The sequence below is a fragment of the Clostridium moniliforme genome (assembly GCF_017873235.1).
Classification (GTDB): Bacteria; Bacillota; Clostridia; order Clostridiales; family Clostridiaceae; genus Clostridium; species Clostridium moniliforme.
The window spans coordinates 53,418-70,984 of the sequence record NZ_JAGGJZ010000002.1 but is presented as its reverse complement, the minus strand read 5'-3'; the positions used below and the strand labels follow the sequence as shown (position 1 = coordinate 70,984).

Below are 17,567 nucleotides of genomic sequence, written 5' to 3'. Positions count from 1 at the left end.
TAAAAAATAAGTTAGAAACTATATTTCTAACTTATAAATATTCTAATTTTATTCTATTATTTCTTTTAAACACATTTTCCAACCAGAATTTTTTATTATTAATTCTTCTCTTTCTAGCACTAATGGTTTCTTTTCTTTTATAAAGCTTTCCATAAGATATGCTAATTCCATAGGATTAAATGGATCAAAATAGCATACATTTTTATATCCATATAATACTTCCTTTGAAAACTCACAATCTGAGGCTAGTATTATGGTTCCCACTTTTCTACTTTCAAGTAATGGAAGTCCTACAGTTTCTATATAAGATGGAAATATTAATATGCTTTTCTTATATATATCATATACATTATTTATATTTAAATTTCCCATAGCATATATGTTACTCGAATTTCTATCTAATTCCTCGGGATTTATAGTAAGAATTACTTTAAAATTATTTATTCCTTTATCATTTAATATTTTACATGCATTAAATATACAATTATGATTTTTATATATTTCATTTGATGCTGGATAAAAAAATAAATTATCTTTTATTTTAATTTTACTATCATTAATATCTTTTATTTTAATATCTGGTAATATAGTTACTACCTTTGTTTTATCTAAATTTGAATACTTTTCTATTTCTTTTTTCATCCATTTAGTTTGAACTATAACCTTATCTGATACACAAATAGATTTTTTTATAAACCATCCTATTATATATTGATAAATAGCTAGGATTCTTTCTTTTGATTTGAAAAATGAAAATTTTTTAGATTTTTGGAAAGGTATAGATTGATGTATATATAATATTTGAGGGATTTTTAATCCAAATATTGCTGTATTTTGAAGAGATATAACTCTATCTACCTTAAGATTATTTATTAACTTTCTTCCTGATATATAGTCAAATTTCAGTCTTTTTAGCCAAGATTTTTTAATATCTTTTCTAACTATTACTTTTATTTTTTCTGTATCTTTTAAATAGTCATCACCAATTAAAAAGATCCATTCATTTTCTATATCATTTTCTTTTACATACTCGTAAAATTCCTTTAATATTGTCAATGCCCCACCAGTACTTGCTGCTATATCATTTACTAAAATTCTCATTGCTTTCTCCATAAAAACTTATTTATTATTGGAGTGTATCCTTGAATAATATTTACGACTTTAGTGGATACATTAAAATCACTATAATCATTAACTTTAACTATTTCTTCATTACTACTCCTTTCTTTTGTTATAACTTCAATGGATTGAATTATACTGTTAGAATTTATTCCACCTAATATAAAAGATCCTTTATCAATAGCCTCAGGTCTTTCTGTACTTGTCCTTATTGATACTGCTGGAAATCCTATAATATTTGATTCTTCTGCAAGAGACCCTGAATCTGAGAGAACACAAAAAGATTCTTTTTGCAGTTTATTATAATCATAAAATCCAAATGGCTTTAATTTTCTTATATTTTCATGAAACTTAATGCCTTTTTCTTCTATCCTTTTCCAACTTCTTGGATGTGTTGAATATATTACAGGCATATTATAAGTTTTAGCAATGGTATTTAATGCATCAGTTAAATTTTTAAAATTTTCATCATTATCTATATTTTCTTCTCTATGTGCACTAACTAATATAAACTTTCCTTTTTCAAGATTAAGTTTTTCAAGCACATCACTTTCATCAATTTTATTCATATATCTTTTAAATACTTCTGTAAGTGGTGAACCTGTAACAAATGTATACTCTTTTCTCATTCCTTCTGATAAAAGATATCTTCTTGCATGTTCTGTATAAGCCATATTAACATCACTTGTTACATCAACTATTTTTCTATTTATTTCTTCTGGAACATTTTGATCAAAGCATCTATTTCCAGCTTCCATATGAAATACTGGTATTTTAAGTCTTTTAGCTGCAATTGCACTTAAACAACTATTGGTATCTCCGAGTATTAATAATGCATCTGGTTTTTCTTTAGTTAAAATATTATAACTTGCTGTTATAATATTACCCATAGTTTCTCCTAAATTATTACCTACAACTCCTAAATAGTAATCTGGTTCTCTAAGTTCTAATTCTTTAAAAAATATATCATTTAATGTATAATCCCAATTTTGTCCTGTATGAACTAATATATGCTCAAAATATTCATCACATTTTTTTATAGTTTCCGAAAGTCTTATTATCTCTGGTCTAGTTCCAACTATAGTCATTAATTTTAAACTTCTCATAAATAAATTACCCCTATTTTCTTAAACATTATATATCCATATTAATATTCATATTTCTATATAGGTATATTTCATCTTTATTAAATATACTTATATATTTATAATCTAAAATATTTTTACTAAAATATGATCCTTGTTCTAAAAAGCTTTTTGTATCTTTTATATATATACTGCTACAAATAACAATATAAAAAGCTACACAAATAATTCTTTTAGATAAATTTATTCCTTTTAAATAAGTTAATAAATTTGGTATAAGTATTACTTCAATTATAGAAAAATACTCTGTTAGTCTAGACATAATATTAATTCTGCAAAAAATAAAATATATAATTAATCCTATATAAATTAAGTATATTTGAAGCTTTTCAAAATTTCCCACACTATTCTCTTCAGAATTTATATAAAGGTATATGATAAACATTAATATTATTACCCTTAATAAAATTGCTAATATATTTACTTCTTGTGTCTTATAACCTATATTAAATAAAGTTACAAATAATCTCTCACCCTTAAATAAAAATATAGCTATAGCTATAAATAAAAAAAATATATTTAATTTTGTTTTTTGAAATAAAAATTCTATTTTTCTATTAATCAAAACTATAATTAAAGTTATTAAAATAGATTTGTGAAATAAGGCAGCAAATATTATTGAAATAATATATTTTTTATTGTTTCCATTTTTTAAATATTTATAAAATGCATAAATAAAGATACTTAATGCTATTCCTTGTCTTATTGCACTATTAATGTATATTTGATAATATACAGAATAAAATACAAATAAAGATAAAATTCTATTTTTTGAATTATTAATTATTATATAACTTACTAAAGCTATCATTATAAATGAAATAATCATTATAAAACCTTCAAAACTTATTCCAAGTTTCTTACTTATTCCCATTAAAATTCTATATCCTATATCCATATGATTATCAAATCTTATACTATTAATTACTCCTACAGAGTTATTCTTGTAATAATTTAAATACGCAATATAATCAGTACCAATTCCATACCTAAACATACTTAAAATAATAAAAATAGATGCAAATATAAAATAAATTATTTTATTATTTTTCTTGTAAATTGTACTAAAAAAAGCTATATACCCAATAACAATCAATATAGCTAAAAATATCATAAATTTATTCTATACCTCCAAAAAATAAGTATCAGGCTTATCTTTATCAAATATTTCATTTGCCCACATAATAGTTACCAAGTCACTTTTTCCTGTATTTATTATGTTATGGGTATATCCAACTGGAATATCTATAACTTCTAATTTTTTACCTGAAACCCTGTATTCTATAATTTCTTCACTATCAAACTTTCTAAATTTGATTATTCCTTCTCCAGAAACAACTAAAAATTTTTCATTTTTACTATGATGCCAATGATTCCCCTTTGTTATTCCAAACTTAGATATATTTACTGATATTTGTCCTCTATCCTCTGTTTTTAAAAATTCAGTAAATGATCCTCTATTATCTATATTCATTTTCAAAGGATAAGAAAATTTTTCTTTTGGAATATAACTAAGATAAGTGCTATATAACTTTTTAGTAAACTCATCTTTCATATTAGGAATCATTAAGTTTTTTCTACTTTCTTTAAATGATTTTATTAAATTAACTATATCTAAAAGATTAGAATTATATTCAACATCAACATTTAAATATCCACTAATAGAATTTTTATCTTCAATAACATTTATAATATTTCTTACAACATCATCTATATATACAAGTGTCATTTTTTTATTAGGATCAGATATCCATATACTCTCACCCTTAGCTATATTGTTACAAAAGGTAGCTATTGCTGAATTATAATTAGGCTTGCACCACTTTCCAAATACGTTAGGAAGTCTAAATATAAATATTTTAGCTCCAGTTTCCATGCTATATTTTATTAAAACTTCTTCAGCCATTCTTTTACTTTTTCCATAAGGATTATCCAATTTTGCTTGTATTGAAGAAGCTACAACTATTTTAGTGTTTTTATTGTTCTTCTTTAAAATATTTACTATACACTCTGTTAAATTAACATTTCCTTCTATAAATTCATCTTCGCTTTTAGGCCTATTAATTCCAGCTAAATGAATAATGAAATCTGAATCTAAAACGCATGTAGTCAATTCTTCCTTTGAATTATCTTTATCAATTTCTAAAATTTCATATTTATATTTCTTCTTATTAAATTCTCTTAAAGTGGCAATGAGATTTTTCCCAATAAACCCTTTTGCCCCTGTAACAAGAATTTTCATTATTTATTCCTCCAATCTTCCAATTCTTTTTTTATATAATTTAAAGTAAGTAATTTTTTCTTTACTTCATGAACATTAAGAATATTTGTATTATCAGAGTTATATTCAGAAACTAGACCTATTTTTCTATCACCTTTATTAAAATATTTATCATAATTTAAATCTCTCTTATCAGCTGGAATTCTATAAAAACTTTCCATATCTATTGCATTAGCAGCTTCCTCTTTAGTTAATAATGTTTCATACATTTTTTCACCATGTCTTATTCCAATAACCTTTATTTCATTATCTACATTAAATAATTCTTTTAATGCTTTAGCTAACACTCCTACTGTACATGCTGGAGATTTTTGAACCATTATATCTCCTGGCTCTGCATTTTTAAAAGCAAACATAACAAGTTCAACAGCCTCTTCTAAACTCATAATGTACCTTGTCATATTAGGATCTGTAACTGTAAGCGGCTGTCCACTTTTTATTTGTTCTATAAATAAAGGAATAACTGATCCTCTTGAACACATAACATTTCCATATCTTGTACCACATATTAATGTTTTGTTTTTTTGTACTGTTTTGGATTTAGCTATAAATATTTTTTCCATCATTGCCTTAGATGTTCCCATTGCATTTACTGGATATGCTGCCTTATCAGTTGAAAGACACACTACTTTTTTTACCCCTTCTAAAATAGCTTCTGTAAGTAAATTTTCAGTTCCTATTATATTTGTTTTTACAGCTTCCATAGGGAAGAATTCACAAGATGGTACTTGCTTTAGTGCGGCGGCATGGAATACATAATCTACATTATATATTGCATTTTTTATACTCTGAGAACTTCTTACATCTCCAATAAAAAACTTTATTTTATCATTTTTATATTTTTTTCTCATATCGTCTTGTTTTTTTTCATCCCTTGAAAAAATTCTTATCTCTTTTATATCTGTATCTAAAAATCTTTCTAATACTGCATTTCCAAAGGAACCAGTTCCTCCAGTTATTAATAAAGTTTTACCACCAAACATATATTTTTCTCCTTAATTAAAATGATTTTCTAATATAGATATAGATTTTTTTACGTTAAAATTTTCTTCTAAAAATATACGTCCATTTAATCCTATATCTTTCAAATGCTCTTTATTTATATAAAAATATTCTATACATTCTTTAAAATTATCAATATCATTTGAATAACACCACTTACCACATTTTGCTTCTTTCTCAATTAAATCTTTAATATCTGTATTTTTATCTGTACAAGCAAGTATAGGCATTCCCTTATCCATATAAGATAATGTTCTAGATGGATAATTAGGTATTGTAAATCTATAATCAAGAGATAAAATCCCAACATCACATTCTTTTATTAAGCTTTCATATTCTTCCTTTGGTAATACATCTATAAAAGTAATATTTTTTGTTTTGTTTGCAAAATTTTTAACATCTTCCTTTTCACTTCCATCACCAACTATAAAAAAATAAGCTTTATTATAGTTTTCCATGCTCTTTATGCCATTCATTAAAAATGATAATCCTTGAGGTTTACCTAAGTTGCCTCCAAAAACATATAGTATGCAATCATCTTTAACTCCATATTTTTTTCTATATCCTAAAGGAATATTTTCTTCCAAATTTGAAATGTTTATTGTATTTGGAAATAGTTCAACCTTCTTTTCATTTATTTCTTTATTATTTTTAAGTAAATACTCTATATTCTTTTTAGACATACATCCTATAAAATCTGATAATTTATATAATTTCTTTTCTTTTTTTCTAAAGAACTTATGAATAATTCCTTTATCTTTAAATAATCCAATATCAACTGCATTTTGTGGAAATATATCCTTTAGCATTAAATAAGTTTTACAATTATATTGTTTTTTTAAATATTCAATTACATTTGCAAAAGTTACTGGTGGAGTTGCATAAAGTATTAAGTCAAATTTCTTATATTTTAAATAATTTTTAATTCCTTTTTTAAACTTTTTTTCTATTAAAATATTATTAATTCCCTTCTTTATAAAATTAGCTCCAAAGAGGTTTCCGACTTTGATTCTAAGAACATCAATATTATCCTCTCTTGAAAAAATAGTTTTTTTTAGCACTCTTGCTTCATTTGCCATAACAAGAGTCATATTATGCCCTTTTTCTTTTAATCCATTTATTAAATCTTGATACAAACCTCTTTCTTTTAAATTTAAATTAGAAATTGTTAAGTATAAAATATTCATATTTCCATCCTTTTAATTTAAACTTTACTTTATTAATACAAAATCATGTTTTATCATATATTTATTTTCTTCATATTCTCCAATTCTAGATTTATTTTTTTCTCCTTTTATATTATTAAATATAAATTTAGGATAATTTTCATTACATTCATAAGCTAAGGGATATCCACCTCCAAACCTTGGGTTTATCTCGGATATTATCCATCCCTTATCTGTTTTAAAAACATCTATGTCAAAAACGCCCTTTAAATTAAGTATTTTTGCTAGTTTAGAAATTTTCTCAAATAAAACTTTATCCTTTATAGAAACTGCCTTGTCAGTTTCTCCTGATCTCATTTTTATTTTTTTCTTTATGAAAATAGAAATTACTTCATTAGATATTAAATCAACATAACAATCTACTCCATATTCTTCCCCATCTATAAATTCTTGAATTATAGTATCTTTATATAATTTGTATAGTAATTCTAAATACTTCATATCATTGACTTTATTTATTCCTAAGCTAGCACTTCCTTTTCTAGGCTTTACAAAAACCGGAAAATCTATCTTTTTATCACTATAATCTTCTTTAAATTTACTTAAAGATTTATAGGTTTTAGCGCATTTAAATTCATTATCTTTTAAAAACTTATAAAATTTATATTTATCAAAACAAAGTTCTGTTACATCATAATCTGAGCCAATTATCTTAACCCCTATTTCATCAAAAGCTTTCTTGTTTTTTGATAATAAACTTAGTTCTGGATCTATTAATGATAATATTCCATCTATTTTTTCTTTTTTGCATATTTCTAATAATTTCTTTATATAATTTTTGCTAGTTATTTTTTCAGTTACATAATACTTATCAGCTAAATACAATGTTGGTGCTAATTCATCACAATCTGTAACAACTATATTTCCAAAACTTTTAAATTCATTTTTAAAATACTTTATTAATTGTGTTCTTCTTCCAGAACTAGTTATTAAAAGATTCATATATACCCCCAATATTAATTTATTTTATTTAATTCATTTTCTTTTAACTTATCTTTTAATTTAATAATATAAGCCACTTCATTAAATTCATCATTAAAGAAAAAATATACAGTCATTATTATTACTAATAAATATATAAATCCTCCCATAATCCAATTTTTTAAATGTGATGTAATTAAAAATACTATTAAATTTATTCCTAAAAACATTATTTCATTTTTATTAGGAGCTAAATATTTAAAATCTTTTGCTGAATATAAGTACCAAGTAATAAATCCTAAAGTTGTAGCAACAGCTATTAAAATAGGATTATCTGATATAATTACAGCTAAAAAATTATATATAAATGAAATTATAAGCATACCTGTAACAACCTTTAAATACTTTTTTTCATCCTTTCTAGCCTTGTACAAATTAACAAATAGAGCATTTATAACTATCATATAAGGATATGCTGAGAATGAAATTGATATTATACTTAATGATGGTATATACTTTTTTATAATTAAATTAACTACTGCTGCAAAACCAAAATATAAAAAGCTTGAAAAACCCCCTAATATTATTAGATAATTTTTAAGTTTTTTTATTGATTCTTCTACTTCATTTTTTGAAATATAATTATAAAAAATTACTGATATTGAATTTACTAAAACATTTATTAAATTAAGCATAGATAAAGCAAAAGAATAATATGCAAAGTCCTCTACTGTAAAAAATATTTTTATAAACCATCTATCTAATCCATAAAATAACATTACAGATAAATTAGCCATTAGTATAAAAAAGCCTACCTTAAAGTTTTTTAAAATACTTTTATCATACTTACAACGTATACCCTTAAAATTTTTATAAACACTAAATTCAATACATATAGTAACTAATATGTTGGAAACTATTGTGGCTAAACAAAAATATACATAATTATTACTTTTAAAAATAAACACTAACAGTAAATTTAATATTAAATAGGTTAAAGTTTGTATATATATCAATTTAGTGTATCTTTTAAATTCCCCTATAGCTTGATAATTAGCTCTAAAAAAGCCAACCATATTAAATGGAATAATTGTTATTGCCATAAATATTATTATTTGGTTATTAATTAAAATTCCAACAATAAAAAATAGACTTGCAAATAGAACTTGTAATATTACATATGCTAAATGTTCTGTTTTAAGTAAATTCTTATCTAAATCTTTAAAATTCTTACCTCCATATTTTATATACATTCCTTCTTGAAAACCTAATGTAAAAATAGTTATATATGAAATATAAAAAGTATAAGTTTTTAAATTAGAATATTCATTTACTGATAAAGCCATAGGTATAACAAAGGCTATTACTATTCCTGAAATCATATTTAAGAAATTAGCTGAAAATACTCTTAATATATTCCCTTTTAAGCTCATCAAGTTATCTCCTTTAAATTTCAACTATGTTTCTAATTAAAATAATTTTTATTTAATTTAATATATTCTTCTTTTGTTAATTTAAGTTTTAACTCCATTATATGATGTGGTTTCCTATCCTCTACCTTTGGCAATTTCATATAGTCACCAAAAAATGTTTTTAGAAATTTATCATAATTATTTGGAGCTCTAAATTTATATCCTTCAAACTCAATATCAATAAGTGGAAAAATATCTTCCCTATGATATATATAATTATGAACTGATTCAATTCCATATCTTATATGATCTTCATTTTCTATATCATATTTCATATTTGAAAGATACATTTTTAATTCTTCATTTATATTTTTATAGTCATAATCTCTATTAATAGAAAAATAAATTCTAGCAAGTATCTTTATAAAATTACCTTTTATGTTTTTAAAAAAAGGTCTTTTTATTTTTGCATATTTCATCCAGTAAAATCTAATTTTTAGCATTAATTTATTTTTTATAAATATTTTAGAATCATTTTTAGTAAATGAGTCCATAGGAAATATATCAATAAATATTCCTGTGTGCCCTTTTTCTCTTTTGTTCATTTTTAAAATACTATTTCTATCTCTTACCTTCATAAATTGATTCTGAGAATTTTTGTCACTATAAATAGACTGAATAAAATATTTGTTATTTAACTTCTCTTTACCTATTTTCATGAATTTATTGTAATCTTCTCTCATCATAGATATATCTATATCATCATCCCATGGAATAAATCCCTTATGTCTTATTGCTCCTAGCAAAGTACCTGCAGTTAGCCAGTAATCTATATTATTTTCTCTACAAACTTTATCAACATCTTTAAGCATATTCACTAATATTACTTGAACTTCTCTTAGCTCATTTTGGCTATATTCCATTTGCTACCCACCTTATATAAACAAAATTAAGTAAATCACTATTTTACTTTTTTATTTATATTATTCAAAATAAGAATATATTCTTTAATTTGAAGTATCTTAAATAATAAATAACTATTTTAACCTAAAAAAGGCAACATCTTTTAAAATGCTACCTTTTTACTATAAAATTTTTAAGAAAATTAGTATCAAAATTATAAATTTTATTACTTTCTATAAATCATTATTTTTTATTTGAGCTTTTCTATATACATCAAAATCATCAAACTCTCTGCCTTTAGGCATTGTAATATTTTCCCTAAAAAATACTTTTTTTATAGTTAAAAATAATATTTTTAAATCATTTATAAAAGTTACATTTTCAGAATATTCAATATCATATTTAAATCGCTCTTCCCATCCTATAGCATTTCTACCATTTATTTGCGCTAATCCTGTAAGTCCTGGGAAAACTGAGTGTCTCTTTCTTTCTCTTTCATTATAATAATCTAAATATTTTACTAATAATGGCCTTGGTCCAACTATACTCATTTCTCCCTTTAATATATTAAAAAGTTCTGGTATTTCATCTAAAGAAGTTGATCTTAATATTATTCCAAATTTATTTAACCTTTCCTCATTAGATAATAGTTCTCCATTTTTATTTTTCTCATTAGTCATACTTCTAAATTTATATATATTAAATGTCTTTTCATCTTTTCCTACTCTAGTTTGTTTAAATATAATTGGAGAACCTAAATTAATTTTTACTAATATTCCAATAATAATATATATTGGAATAAGAAATATTATTGCAATAACTGAAAAAATCACATCAAATAATCTTTTAAAATACTTTCTATACATTACTCACCTTTTATAAATTAATTTTATACTGTAATTATTATTAATTTACATTAAAGTAAATTAATAATTCACTTTTTTATTTATATTATTTAAAATAAGAATATATTCTTTAAATTTAAAATATTTTAAAGTAAAAAAGTAGAAGAACCTTTTTATTAGTTCTTCTACTTTTAATAATATAAATAAATTATCTATATCTATAACCTACTTTTTCAGCCCAAGCTTCATCGCTCTTTGTTAAATAAATAATTCCTTCTATAAATGAAATAATTGATGGTATATATGTCCAACAAAATAATATATATAAAATCCCTTGAAATATTTTTCCTAAATAAAATTTATGTATTCCAAATCCACCTAAAAATATTGCTAATAATCCTGCTGTTACTTTACTTTTAACAGGGACTTTAATTCCAACTGGTTCTGTTGAGTGTATTGGATTAGAATAAACAGGATTTTGATATTGTGTCTGATTGTTATTAACTTCTTCATTAATACCATTATTTGTTCCACAATATTTACAAAACTTTGAATCTCCTTCTAAAGCTGCCCCACATTGACTACACACTCTTGCTGTCATAATTAATTCCTCCTAATAAACTATTAAATTATAAGTTTTTTTGTCTTTCTGCCACTTCTCCTGCACGTATTATAGAAAAAGAAATAGTTAAATATATTAATGTTACTACAAATATTATAGTAAGGTTATCTATGCCAAAAGATATTGGTATAAACATTAAATAAATTATCATTAAAATACCATAGATTCCTGTTATAGTTTTTAAACTAATATGATATGCTGAATCTATTTTTTCCTTTATAAATCTTTTATAAATATCTTTATGCACAATAAGTTGAGACATAAAAATAAATATTAATATTAATAATTTAGCTAAACCATAAATTGTAAATGTGTTCCAATCTATATATTCATAACCTATGTATATCAAAAATAATGAATATAAAGTAATCATTATCTTTGCCATATTATTCACCTACCCTTGCTCCACAGAAATTACAAAATCTTGCATCTTCTGAAAGTTCCTTTTTGCAGCTTGGACAAATTACTTCTTTTACTAATTTATTTCCACAACTTGAACAAAATTTTGCATCAATTTCATTTGAAGCCCCACAGTTTTCACATATTTTTTCTTGTATAAGTTTTTCACCACATTTTGTACAAAACTTAGATTGAGCTTTATTTATATGTCCACAAGAATTACATTTAACTCCATTTTCATATTTTGCACCTTCAATATTTCCTAAGCTTCCAGTATTCATAGAAACATTTGATATATTATTTGCAAGCCCTAAACCTATTCCAACACTTGCTGCTGTTGATGCTGCACCATTATCATTTTCTGCTGCTTTTTCATAAACATCAAAGCTTCTCTTTGTGTTATATCTTTCTTCTCCTATAATATCAAAAGCTGCTTTATCAACTAATATTTTATTTATCATATCAAAATCTTCTTCTGGAAAATTAATTGATTCAATAAAGAAATTAACTATATCTATTCCATATCTACCAAATTCTTCTTTTACTTTATTAAAAGCATAATTTGATAGTTCTTCTAAATGAACTGAAATTTCTAATGCAGAAATATTATTCTTTATTATTTCTGCTGCTATAATATTTTTAACTTTAGTTATTAAGGCACCTTTAAAAAAGTTTGATATATTTTGAGGATTACATACCTTATAAGGTCCCATGCTTCCTATAAGTTCTCTTAAGAAAACTGTATAATCCTTTATTTTAAATCCAAATTGACCAAAGGCTCTAACTTTTAATCTTACTTTATATTTAGGATCAACTATTTGAATTGGATCCTTTGTCCCCCAATATAAATCTAACTTTGATGTAACATTTAAAAAATATATCTCCGCTGTAAATGGAGTTTCCCCACCATAAGGTAAATTTATAAAAGCACTTAAAAATGGTATGTTTTCTGTAGTTAAAGTATATGTTCCTGGACCAAAAACATCAAAAATTTGTCCACCTTTAAAAAATACAGCAACTTGTCCCTCTGAAACTATAAGCTTAGTTGCAGTAGAAAGTTTTTCTGATGGATATTTACATACTAGCCAATTGCCATCATTAATACCATCAAATTTAACTCTATCTATAATAGGCATATTTATCCCTCTATTCTATATTTTTATAAATTTTAACATTTTTATGTTATCATTTTTGACTCAATTTAACAATTATATTTACAAAATATTAATGTTATAAAAAATCTGACTAAAAAATAAAATTAATTTATTTTTAATTAGCTTTCTTGTTTATTTTTTAATATGAATTTATTCAAATTATTATTAAAATACTTATAATATTACAATTTTACATTCTGGTCTAACTTCTTTAAGAAGTTTAATTACATAACTTTGTGGCATTGCAACACATCCTGCTGTTGCTCCTCTTTTGTTACAATGTATAAATATTGCTGATCCTCTACCACCATCATAATCAATTGCTATAGCATATTTATATGCAACATTTTCTTTAATTAATTTTTCTGCTGATTTCCAGTCCTTTTTAGTTCTATCAGCATCAACCCATTCATTATAATGACTTGAATGTGGATCATCTACCCAATAGTCACTACTTTTAACTCTCCTATATTCTAAGCTTGTACCTGGATTTGGATTTATACCAAAAGCAAAAAGCAATCCATAAGTTCCCCTTGGAGTAATTCCATCACCTTCTCCTCTTTTTCTACCTACTCCACTATATCCAACATAACCATCAGTTAAAAAATTCTTAGTCCATCCACCATTTTCCTTTGTATAAAGACCAATTGTGGCACTACTTCCACTAGATTTTACTACAATTAATTGATCAGTAGTTTTTGCTGCTGGTAAGTTGCTTACAAAACTATTATTTTCTACTTTCTTTGAACTTTCTTTGCTTCTATTATTTGAACTTGTTTTTTTAACTGTAGCTTTATTTTCACTTTTACTATTATTTTCTTTATTATTTTTATCCTTTGAATTATCCTTTACACTATCTTTTTTCTCATCTTTATTATTTTTAATTTCTTTATTATCTTTTTCCTTCTTATTTGAATTATCTTTTTTATTATTAATAGCTAAAGTATTTTTATCTATCTGCCTAGAATTAGATTTATTAGCTGATAAATTTTTTGCTTCATTATTTCTATTTATAAAATAATACCCTCCTGCTGAAATCATCACTACTAAAATTAAAGTTATTATACATATTAACTTTTTTCTTTTGTTCATAATATCGTCCCCTTTTATTTTTATATCTCATTAAAATTATAAAAAATCTTTTAAAACAGAATATAAACTTTAAGTAAACGTTTATTGTAAAATATAGATTTTTATAACAAATAATAACACCATATATTAAATAAAAAAGTATGAAAAAAAGCCTAAATATACTCAATATATTTTTAGGCTTTTTAATAATATTAAAAATAACTTTTAAAGTAAGTTAATCTTCAATTTTAATGTTTGATTTTTCAAATCTACTATATAATAACTTATTAACAACAACTGCAATTAAAACTCCAATTAAAACAAATGCAATTCTCATTGGAACAGAAACAGATGCATCAAACAGTATCATTGCAGCTGCTAAAGCATTTAATGTTACAAATATCATTTGAATTTTATATGGTTTAATAAATGTATATATATAGCTTAATACTAATAAAACTATACTATCCATTGATTTTGGTACTACAAAATAAAATAATATTATAAATAATATAGCACCTACTATAGTTCCAAGTATTCTTTCCCCTACTCTTTCTTTAGTTTGATCATAATGAGGTTGAGTTAATGATAAAACTGTTGCACTAATCCACATTCCTTTAACAAAACCAAATATTCCACCTATAAACATAGATATAGTTAATCCAATTGCCATTCTTAAAGCAAAATTGATTTGAAGAGGATCTTTATCTTTAGCTGAAAACATTTCTCTTATGCTTCTATGATCATCATGACAAATTTTTCTGTGACTAAAATAATAAATTACTCCAACAAGAATTCCTCCAATTAAAAGACTTAATATCCTAATTTCTAATTTTTCTGATGTTACAGGGTTTCCTTGAAGAAAAACATAACATAAAAGAAATGGTAGATATGCCTTTTCTTCAATTTTATTTGAAAATATATAAGCCATAATAAGTACTGATATAAAATTAATAGGTATTCCTAAAAATGGATTTATCATACTTAAATATGAAGTAAGTCCCATTCCAGTAAAAGCAACAATTATTGCAAGAATTGCATCTTTAAACTTTAAATTTAAATGCATAACATTAAACATAAGGATTGCAGTAATTATTGTTACTCCAACTAAAGTGTTTTCAGGTCCAAATATTTTAGAAAATAATGAAACAAATATTATTATTCCAATTATCATGATTAAGTTTCCAATAAGTTTTTTGCTGTCTATCTTTTTTGTAATATCCATAAAACATCATCTTCTCCTTTTTTAATGTAATACAGTATATATTACCACAAAATTTTTATTATCTATATAAAAAAGTATAATTTATCTAAAAATTATACTTTTCATTCATATTTTTTATTTCAGTAGCTATTTTTTCTACAAGTCTTTTTGGTTCTAACACTTTAACTTTGCTTCCTTGACTTAAAAGCCACATTATTATTCCATCCCCAATTACTTCAGTAGTAACTAAATATTTATTATCCCCTATAATTCTAACTTTTGATGTAGGAAGCCTGTCCTTAACAGCTTCAATATTTCCCCCTTCAAACTCAAATTGAACTCTGTTGTACTCTCCAGAATACATAAACTGTACTCTTTTCTTAAATTCTCCTTCTTTAAATCTATCCTTATAATTAACTTTATACTTTCTGCTTGTATCATTTATATCTTCTATTCTATCAACTCTTAATACTATAGTAGTATCACTATTTTCATAATTAGCCAATAAATAAAAATAAAACTCTGAAAATACTATTCCAAGAGGTGATAAACTTCTATTTACTCTTTTCCCATCACTTCTTTTATATTTAATATTAATTATTTTTTGTTCATTTATAAAGTAAGTCAAATCCCATATCTTATCTATAATATTACTTTTATGCTCCAATTCAACATAATTATAATTTTCATTTCTTATAAATTTATTTATAAATTTTCTATCTTCAGTTCCTACCCTCTTTAAAAGCTCATTTAAAATTAAATTCTTTTCTTCTAAATTAAAAGCTCTACTATCTAAAATTATTTTTAATAACAATAATACAACTTTAGAAATTCTCTTTTTATTTTCTAGCTCATATTTTTTTTCATTTTTTATTTTAATTACTTTTTTATTTTCAATTTTAAAATAATCTATATAATCATTTATAGTGTTTATATCTCTTCTTATAGTTCTCTCATCAACTTGAAAGCTTTCAGCTAAATTATTTCTATCTAATTGCTCTCCATCATTTAATTTATCATAAATTTTAAGTAATCTCATTACTTTACTATTCATAATTTTTGTCTCCTATTCTATTGTCAATGGTTTTTTGGTCAAATTTTGTCCAAAAAAAGGTTTATTATATAATTATAAACTTATTATACTATTTTATACAATATTATTTAACATTATTTAATTAAGGGGGAGTTTTAAGTGAAAAAAATAGGTATAGTTTTAATAAGTATATTCACTATATTAAGTCTGACTCTTATGGGCTGTGGATCTAAGGACCTATCATTAGGTACATTAATTAAAGACTTACAGAAAGGTAATGTAGAGGAAGCTAAAAATCTTCTAATTAAATCTGATACTAACGATGAATTTAAACTTTATAATTCTAATTTATCAAAGGATTTATTAAAAGAATATTATAAGAATGTAACTTTTAAGGTAGTAAAAATGAATAAAGAATCTAAAAGTGCTACTGCTAAGGTTAAATTTGAATATCCTAATATGAAAACCTTAGGTGAAGATGCATTTAAAGATACCTTTAACGGAAAAGAAATAGCATCTGTTAAGGATTCATCTAATACTATTATCAAAAATATTACAGAAAAACTAAGCAAAGGTTCTTTTAATAAGGAAAATAAAGAAATAGACATAAACTTTGAAAAAGGAACTGATAATTGGCTAATAAAAAATAATGCTGATTTAAATGACATATTATGTACTCAATTAAATTACATAACAGTTTTAACTGAAGGATCTAATTTTACAATGGAAAGTGTTACTGCTTTAAAGAACTTAGATGTTGATTGGTTCTCTAAACATAATCAAACTTTTAATCACAAATCAATTTCTGATATTAATAAAGTTAAACCATACTTAACAAAGATTTCTTCAAAGGATAAAATTAAATTTAATAGCTGTAGTATTGATGGTGATAAATTAAATGTTAATGTTACAGTAAGTACACCAAATATGCCAAAGCTATTAAGTGATAATTATGCTGATATTAATACTAAGTATGCTAATACTCCACTTGAAGCACAAACTGAAGAAAATGCAGCTAAAATACTTACTGATTATTTAAGTACTAGTAAATTCGAAATGCTTGAAAATAAGTTTGATATAGGAACTGTTTATAAACCTGATGATAATAAAATAGAATTAGCAAAGGATACTATATCTGGAGATACAATAGCAAATTACATGTTTGGTGATATGGATAACCTTGGAATGTAATCATAATATATAAAAAATAGCTAAAAGTAAATTTATACT

General features: G+C 23.7%; 17 protein-coding genes. 1 reads left to right on the top strand and 16 read right to left on the bottom strand.

Features of this window, described 5'->3' with window-relative positions; genetic code table 11:
* Positions 1-48: 48 nt before the first annotated feature.
* The 16 genes from J2Z53_RS03690 to J2Z53_RS03615 form a co-directional block, all read right to left on the bottom strand.
* Positions 49-1,101, bottom strand: coding sequence for a glycosyltransferase (locus J2Z53_RS03690; RefSeq protein WP_209795889.1), 1,053 nt, complete (start codon positions 1,099-1,101; stop codon positions 49-51).
* Positions 1,098-2,225 (bottom strand): non-hydrolyzing UDP-N-acetylglucosamine 2-epimerase, encoded by a 1,128-nt coding sequence (gene wecB, locus J2Z53_RS03685; RefSeq protein WP_209795888.1) that lies wholly within the window; start codon positions 2,223-2,225, stop codon positions 1,098-1,100. Before wecB ends, J2Z53_RS03690 begins: the two co-directional genes overlap by 4 nt.
* Before the next feature lie 28 nt (positions 2,226-2,253).
* A complete protein-coding gene (locus J2Z53_RS03680) occupies positions 2,254-3,378 on the bottom strand; it encodes an EpsG family protein (RefSeq protein WP_209795887.1) in 1,125 nt (374 codons plus the stop codon).
* 9 nt (positions 3,379-3,387) lie between these two features.
* Complete coding sequence (locus J2Z53_RS03675; RefSeq protein WP_209795886.1) at positions 3,388-4,506, bottom strand: polysaccharide biosynthesis C-terminal domain-containing protein; 1,119 nt, start codon at positions 4,504-4,506, stop codon at positions 3,388-3,390.
* Entirely contained in the window at positions 4,506-5,528 is a 1,023-nt protein-coding gene (locus J2Z53_RS03670; protein ID WP_209795885.1) for a polysaccharide biosynthesis protein, read from the bottom strand. Before J2Z53_RS03670 ends, J2Z53_RS03675 begins: the two co-directional genes overlap by 1 nt.
* Before the next feature lie 12 nt (positions 5,529-5,540).
* A complete protein-coding gene (locus tag J2Z53_RS03665) occupies positions 5,541-6,734 on the bottom strand; it encodes a glycosyltransferase family 4 protein (protein ID WP_209795884.1) in 1,194 nt (397 codons plus the stop codon).
* 24 nt (positions 6,735-6,758) lie between these two features.
* Positions 6,759-7,715, bottom strand: coding sequence for an ATP-grasp domain-containing protein (locus J2Z53_RS03660; protein ID WP_209795883.1), 957 nt, complete (start codon positions 7,713-7,715; stop codon positions 6,759-6,761).
* 14 nt (positions 7,716-7,729) lie between these two features.
* Entirely contained in the window at positions 7,730-9,127 is a 1,398-nt protein-coding gene (locus J2Z53_RS03655; RefSeq protein ID WP_209795882.1) for an oligosaccharide flippase family protein, read from the bottom strand.
* 32 nt (positions 9,128-9,159) lie between these two features.
* A complete protein-coding gene (locus tag J2Z53_RS03650) occupies positions 9,160-10,029 on the bottom strand; it encodes a LicD family protein (RefSeq protein ID WP_209795881.1) in 870 nt (289 codons plus the stop codon).
* 213 nt (positions 10,030-10,242) lie between these two features.
* A complete protein-coding gene (locus J2Z53_RS03645) occupies positions 10,243-10,875 on the bottom strand; it encodes a sugar transferase (protein ID WP_209795880.1) in 633 nt (210 codons plus the stop codon).
* Positions 10,876-11,062: 187 nt separating this feature from the next.
* Entirely contained in the window at positions 11,063-11,455 is a 393-nt protein-coding gene (locus tag J2Z53_RS03640) for a TM2 domain-containing protein (RefSeq protein ID WP_209795879.1), read from the bottom strand.
* Between the two features lie 28 nt (positions 11,456-11,483).
* Positions 11,484-11,861: a hypothetical protein gene (locus J2Z53_RS03635; RefSeq protein ID WP_209795878.1), complete on the bottom strand. Its 378-nt coding sequence runs from the start codon at positions 11,859-11,861 to the stop codon at positions 11,484-11,486.
* A 1-nt stretch (position 11,862) separates the two neighbouring features.
* Entirely contained in the window at positions 11,863-13,011 is a 1,149-nt protein-coding gene (locus J2Z53_RS03630; protein WP_209795877.1) for an SPFH domain-containing protein, read from the bottom strand.
* A gap of 192 nt (positions 13,012-13,203) precedes the next feature.
* Positions 13,204-14,121, bottom strand: coding sequence for a L,D-transpeptidase family protein (locus J2Z53_RS03625; RefSeq protein WP_209795876.1), 918 nt, complete (start codon positions 14,119-14,121; stop codon positions 13,204-13,206).
* A gap of 214 nt (positions 14,122-14,335) precedes the next feature.
* Positions 14,336-15,325, bottom strand: a complete 990-nt coding sequence (locus J2Z53_RS03620) for an FUSC family protein (RefSeq protein WP_209795875.1) — start codon at positions 15,323-15,325, stop codon at positions 14,336-14,338.
* An 85-nt stretch (positions 15,326-15,410) separates the two neighbouring features.
* The gene (locus J2Z53_RS03615; protein ID WP_209795874.1) at positions 15,411-16,358 is read right to left on the bottom strand and encodes a helix-turn-helix transcriptional regulator; all 948 of its coding nucleotides are present in this window, start codon (positions 16,356-16,358) and stop codon (positions 15,411-15,413) included.
* A 138-nt stretch (positions 16,359-16,496) separates the two neighbouring features.
* On the opposite strand from J2Z53_RS03615, the gene J2Z53_RS03610 reads away from it, so the two are divergent.
* Positions 16,497-17,528 (top strand): hypothetical protein, encoded by a 1,032-nt coding sequence (locus tag J2Z53_RS03610; RefSeq protein WP_209795873.1) that lies wholly within the window; start codon positions 16,497-16,499, stop codon positions 17,526-17,528.
* Positions 17,529-17,567 lie beyond the last annotated feature (39 nt).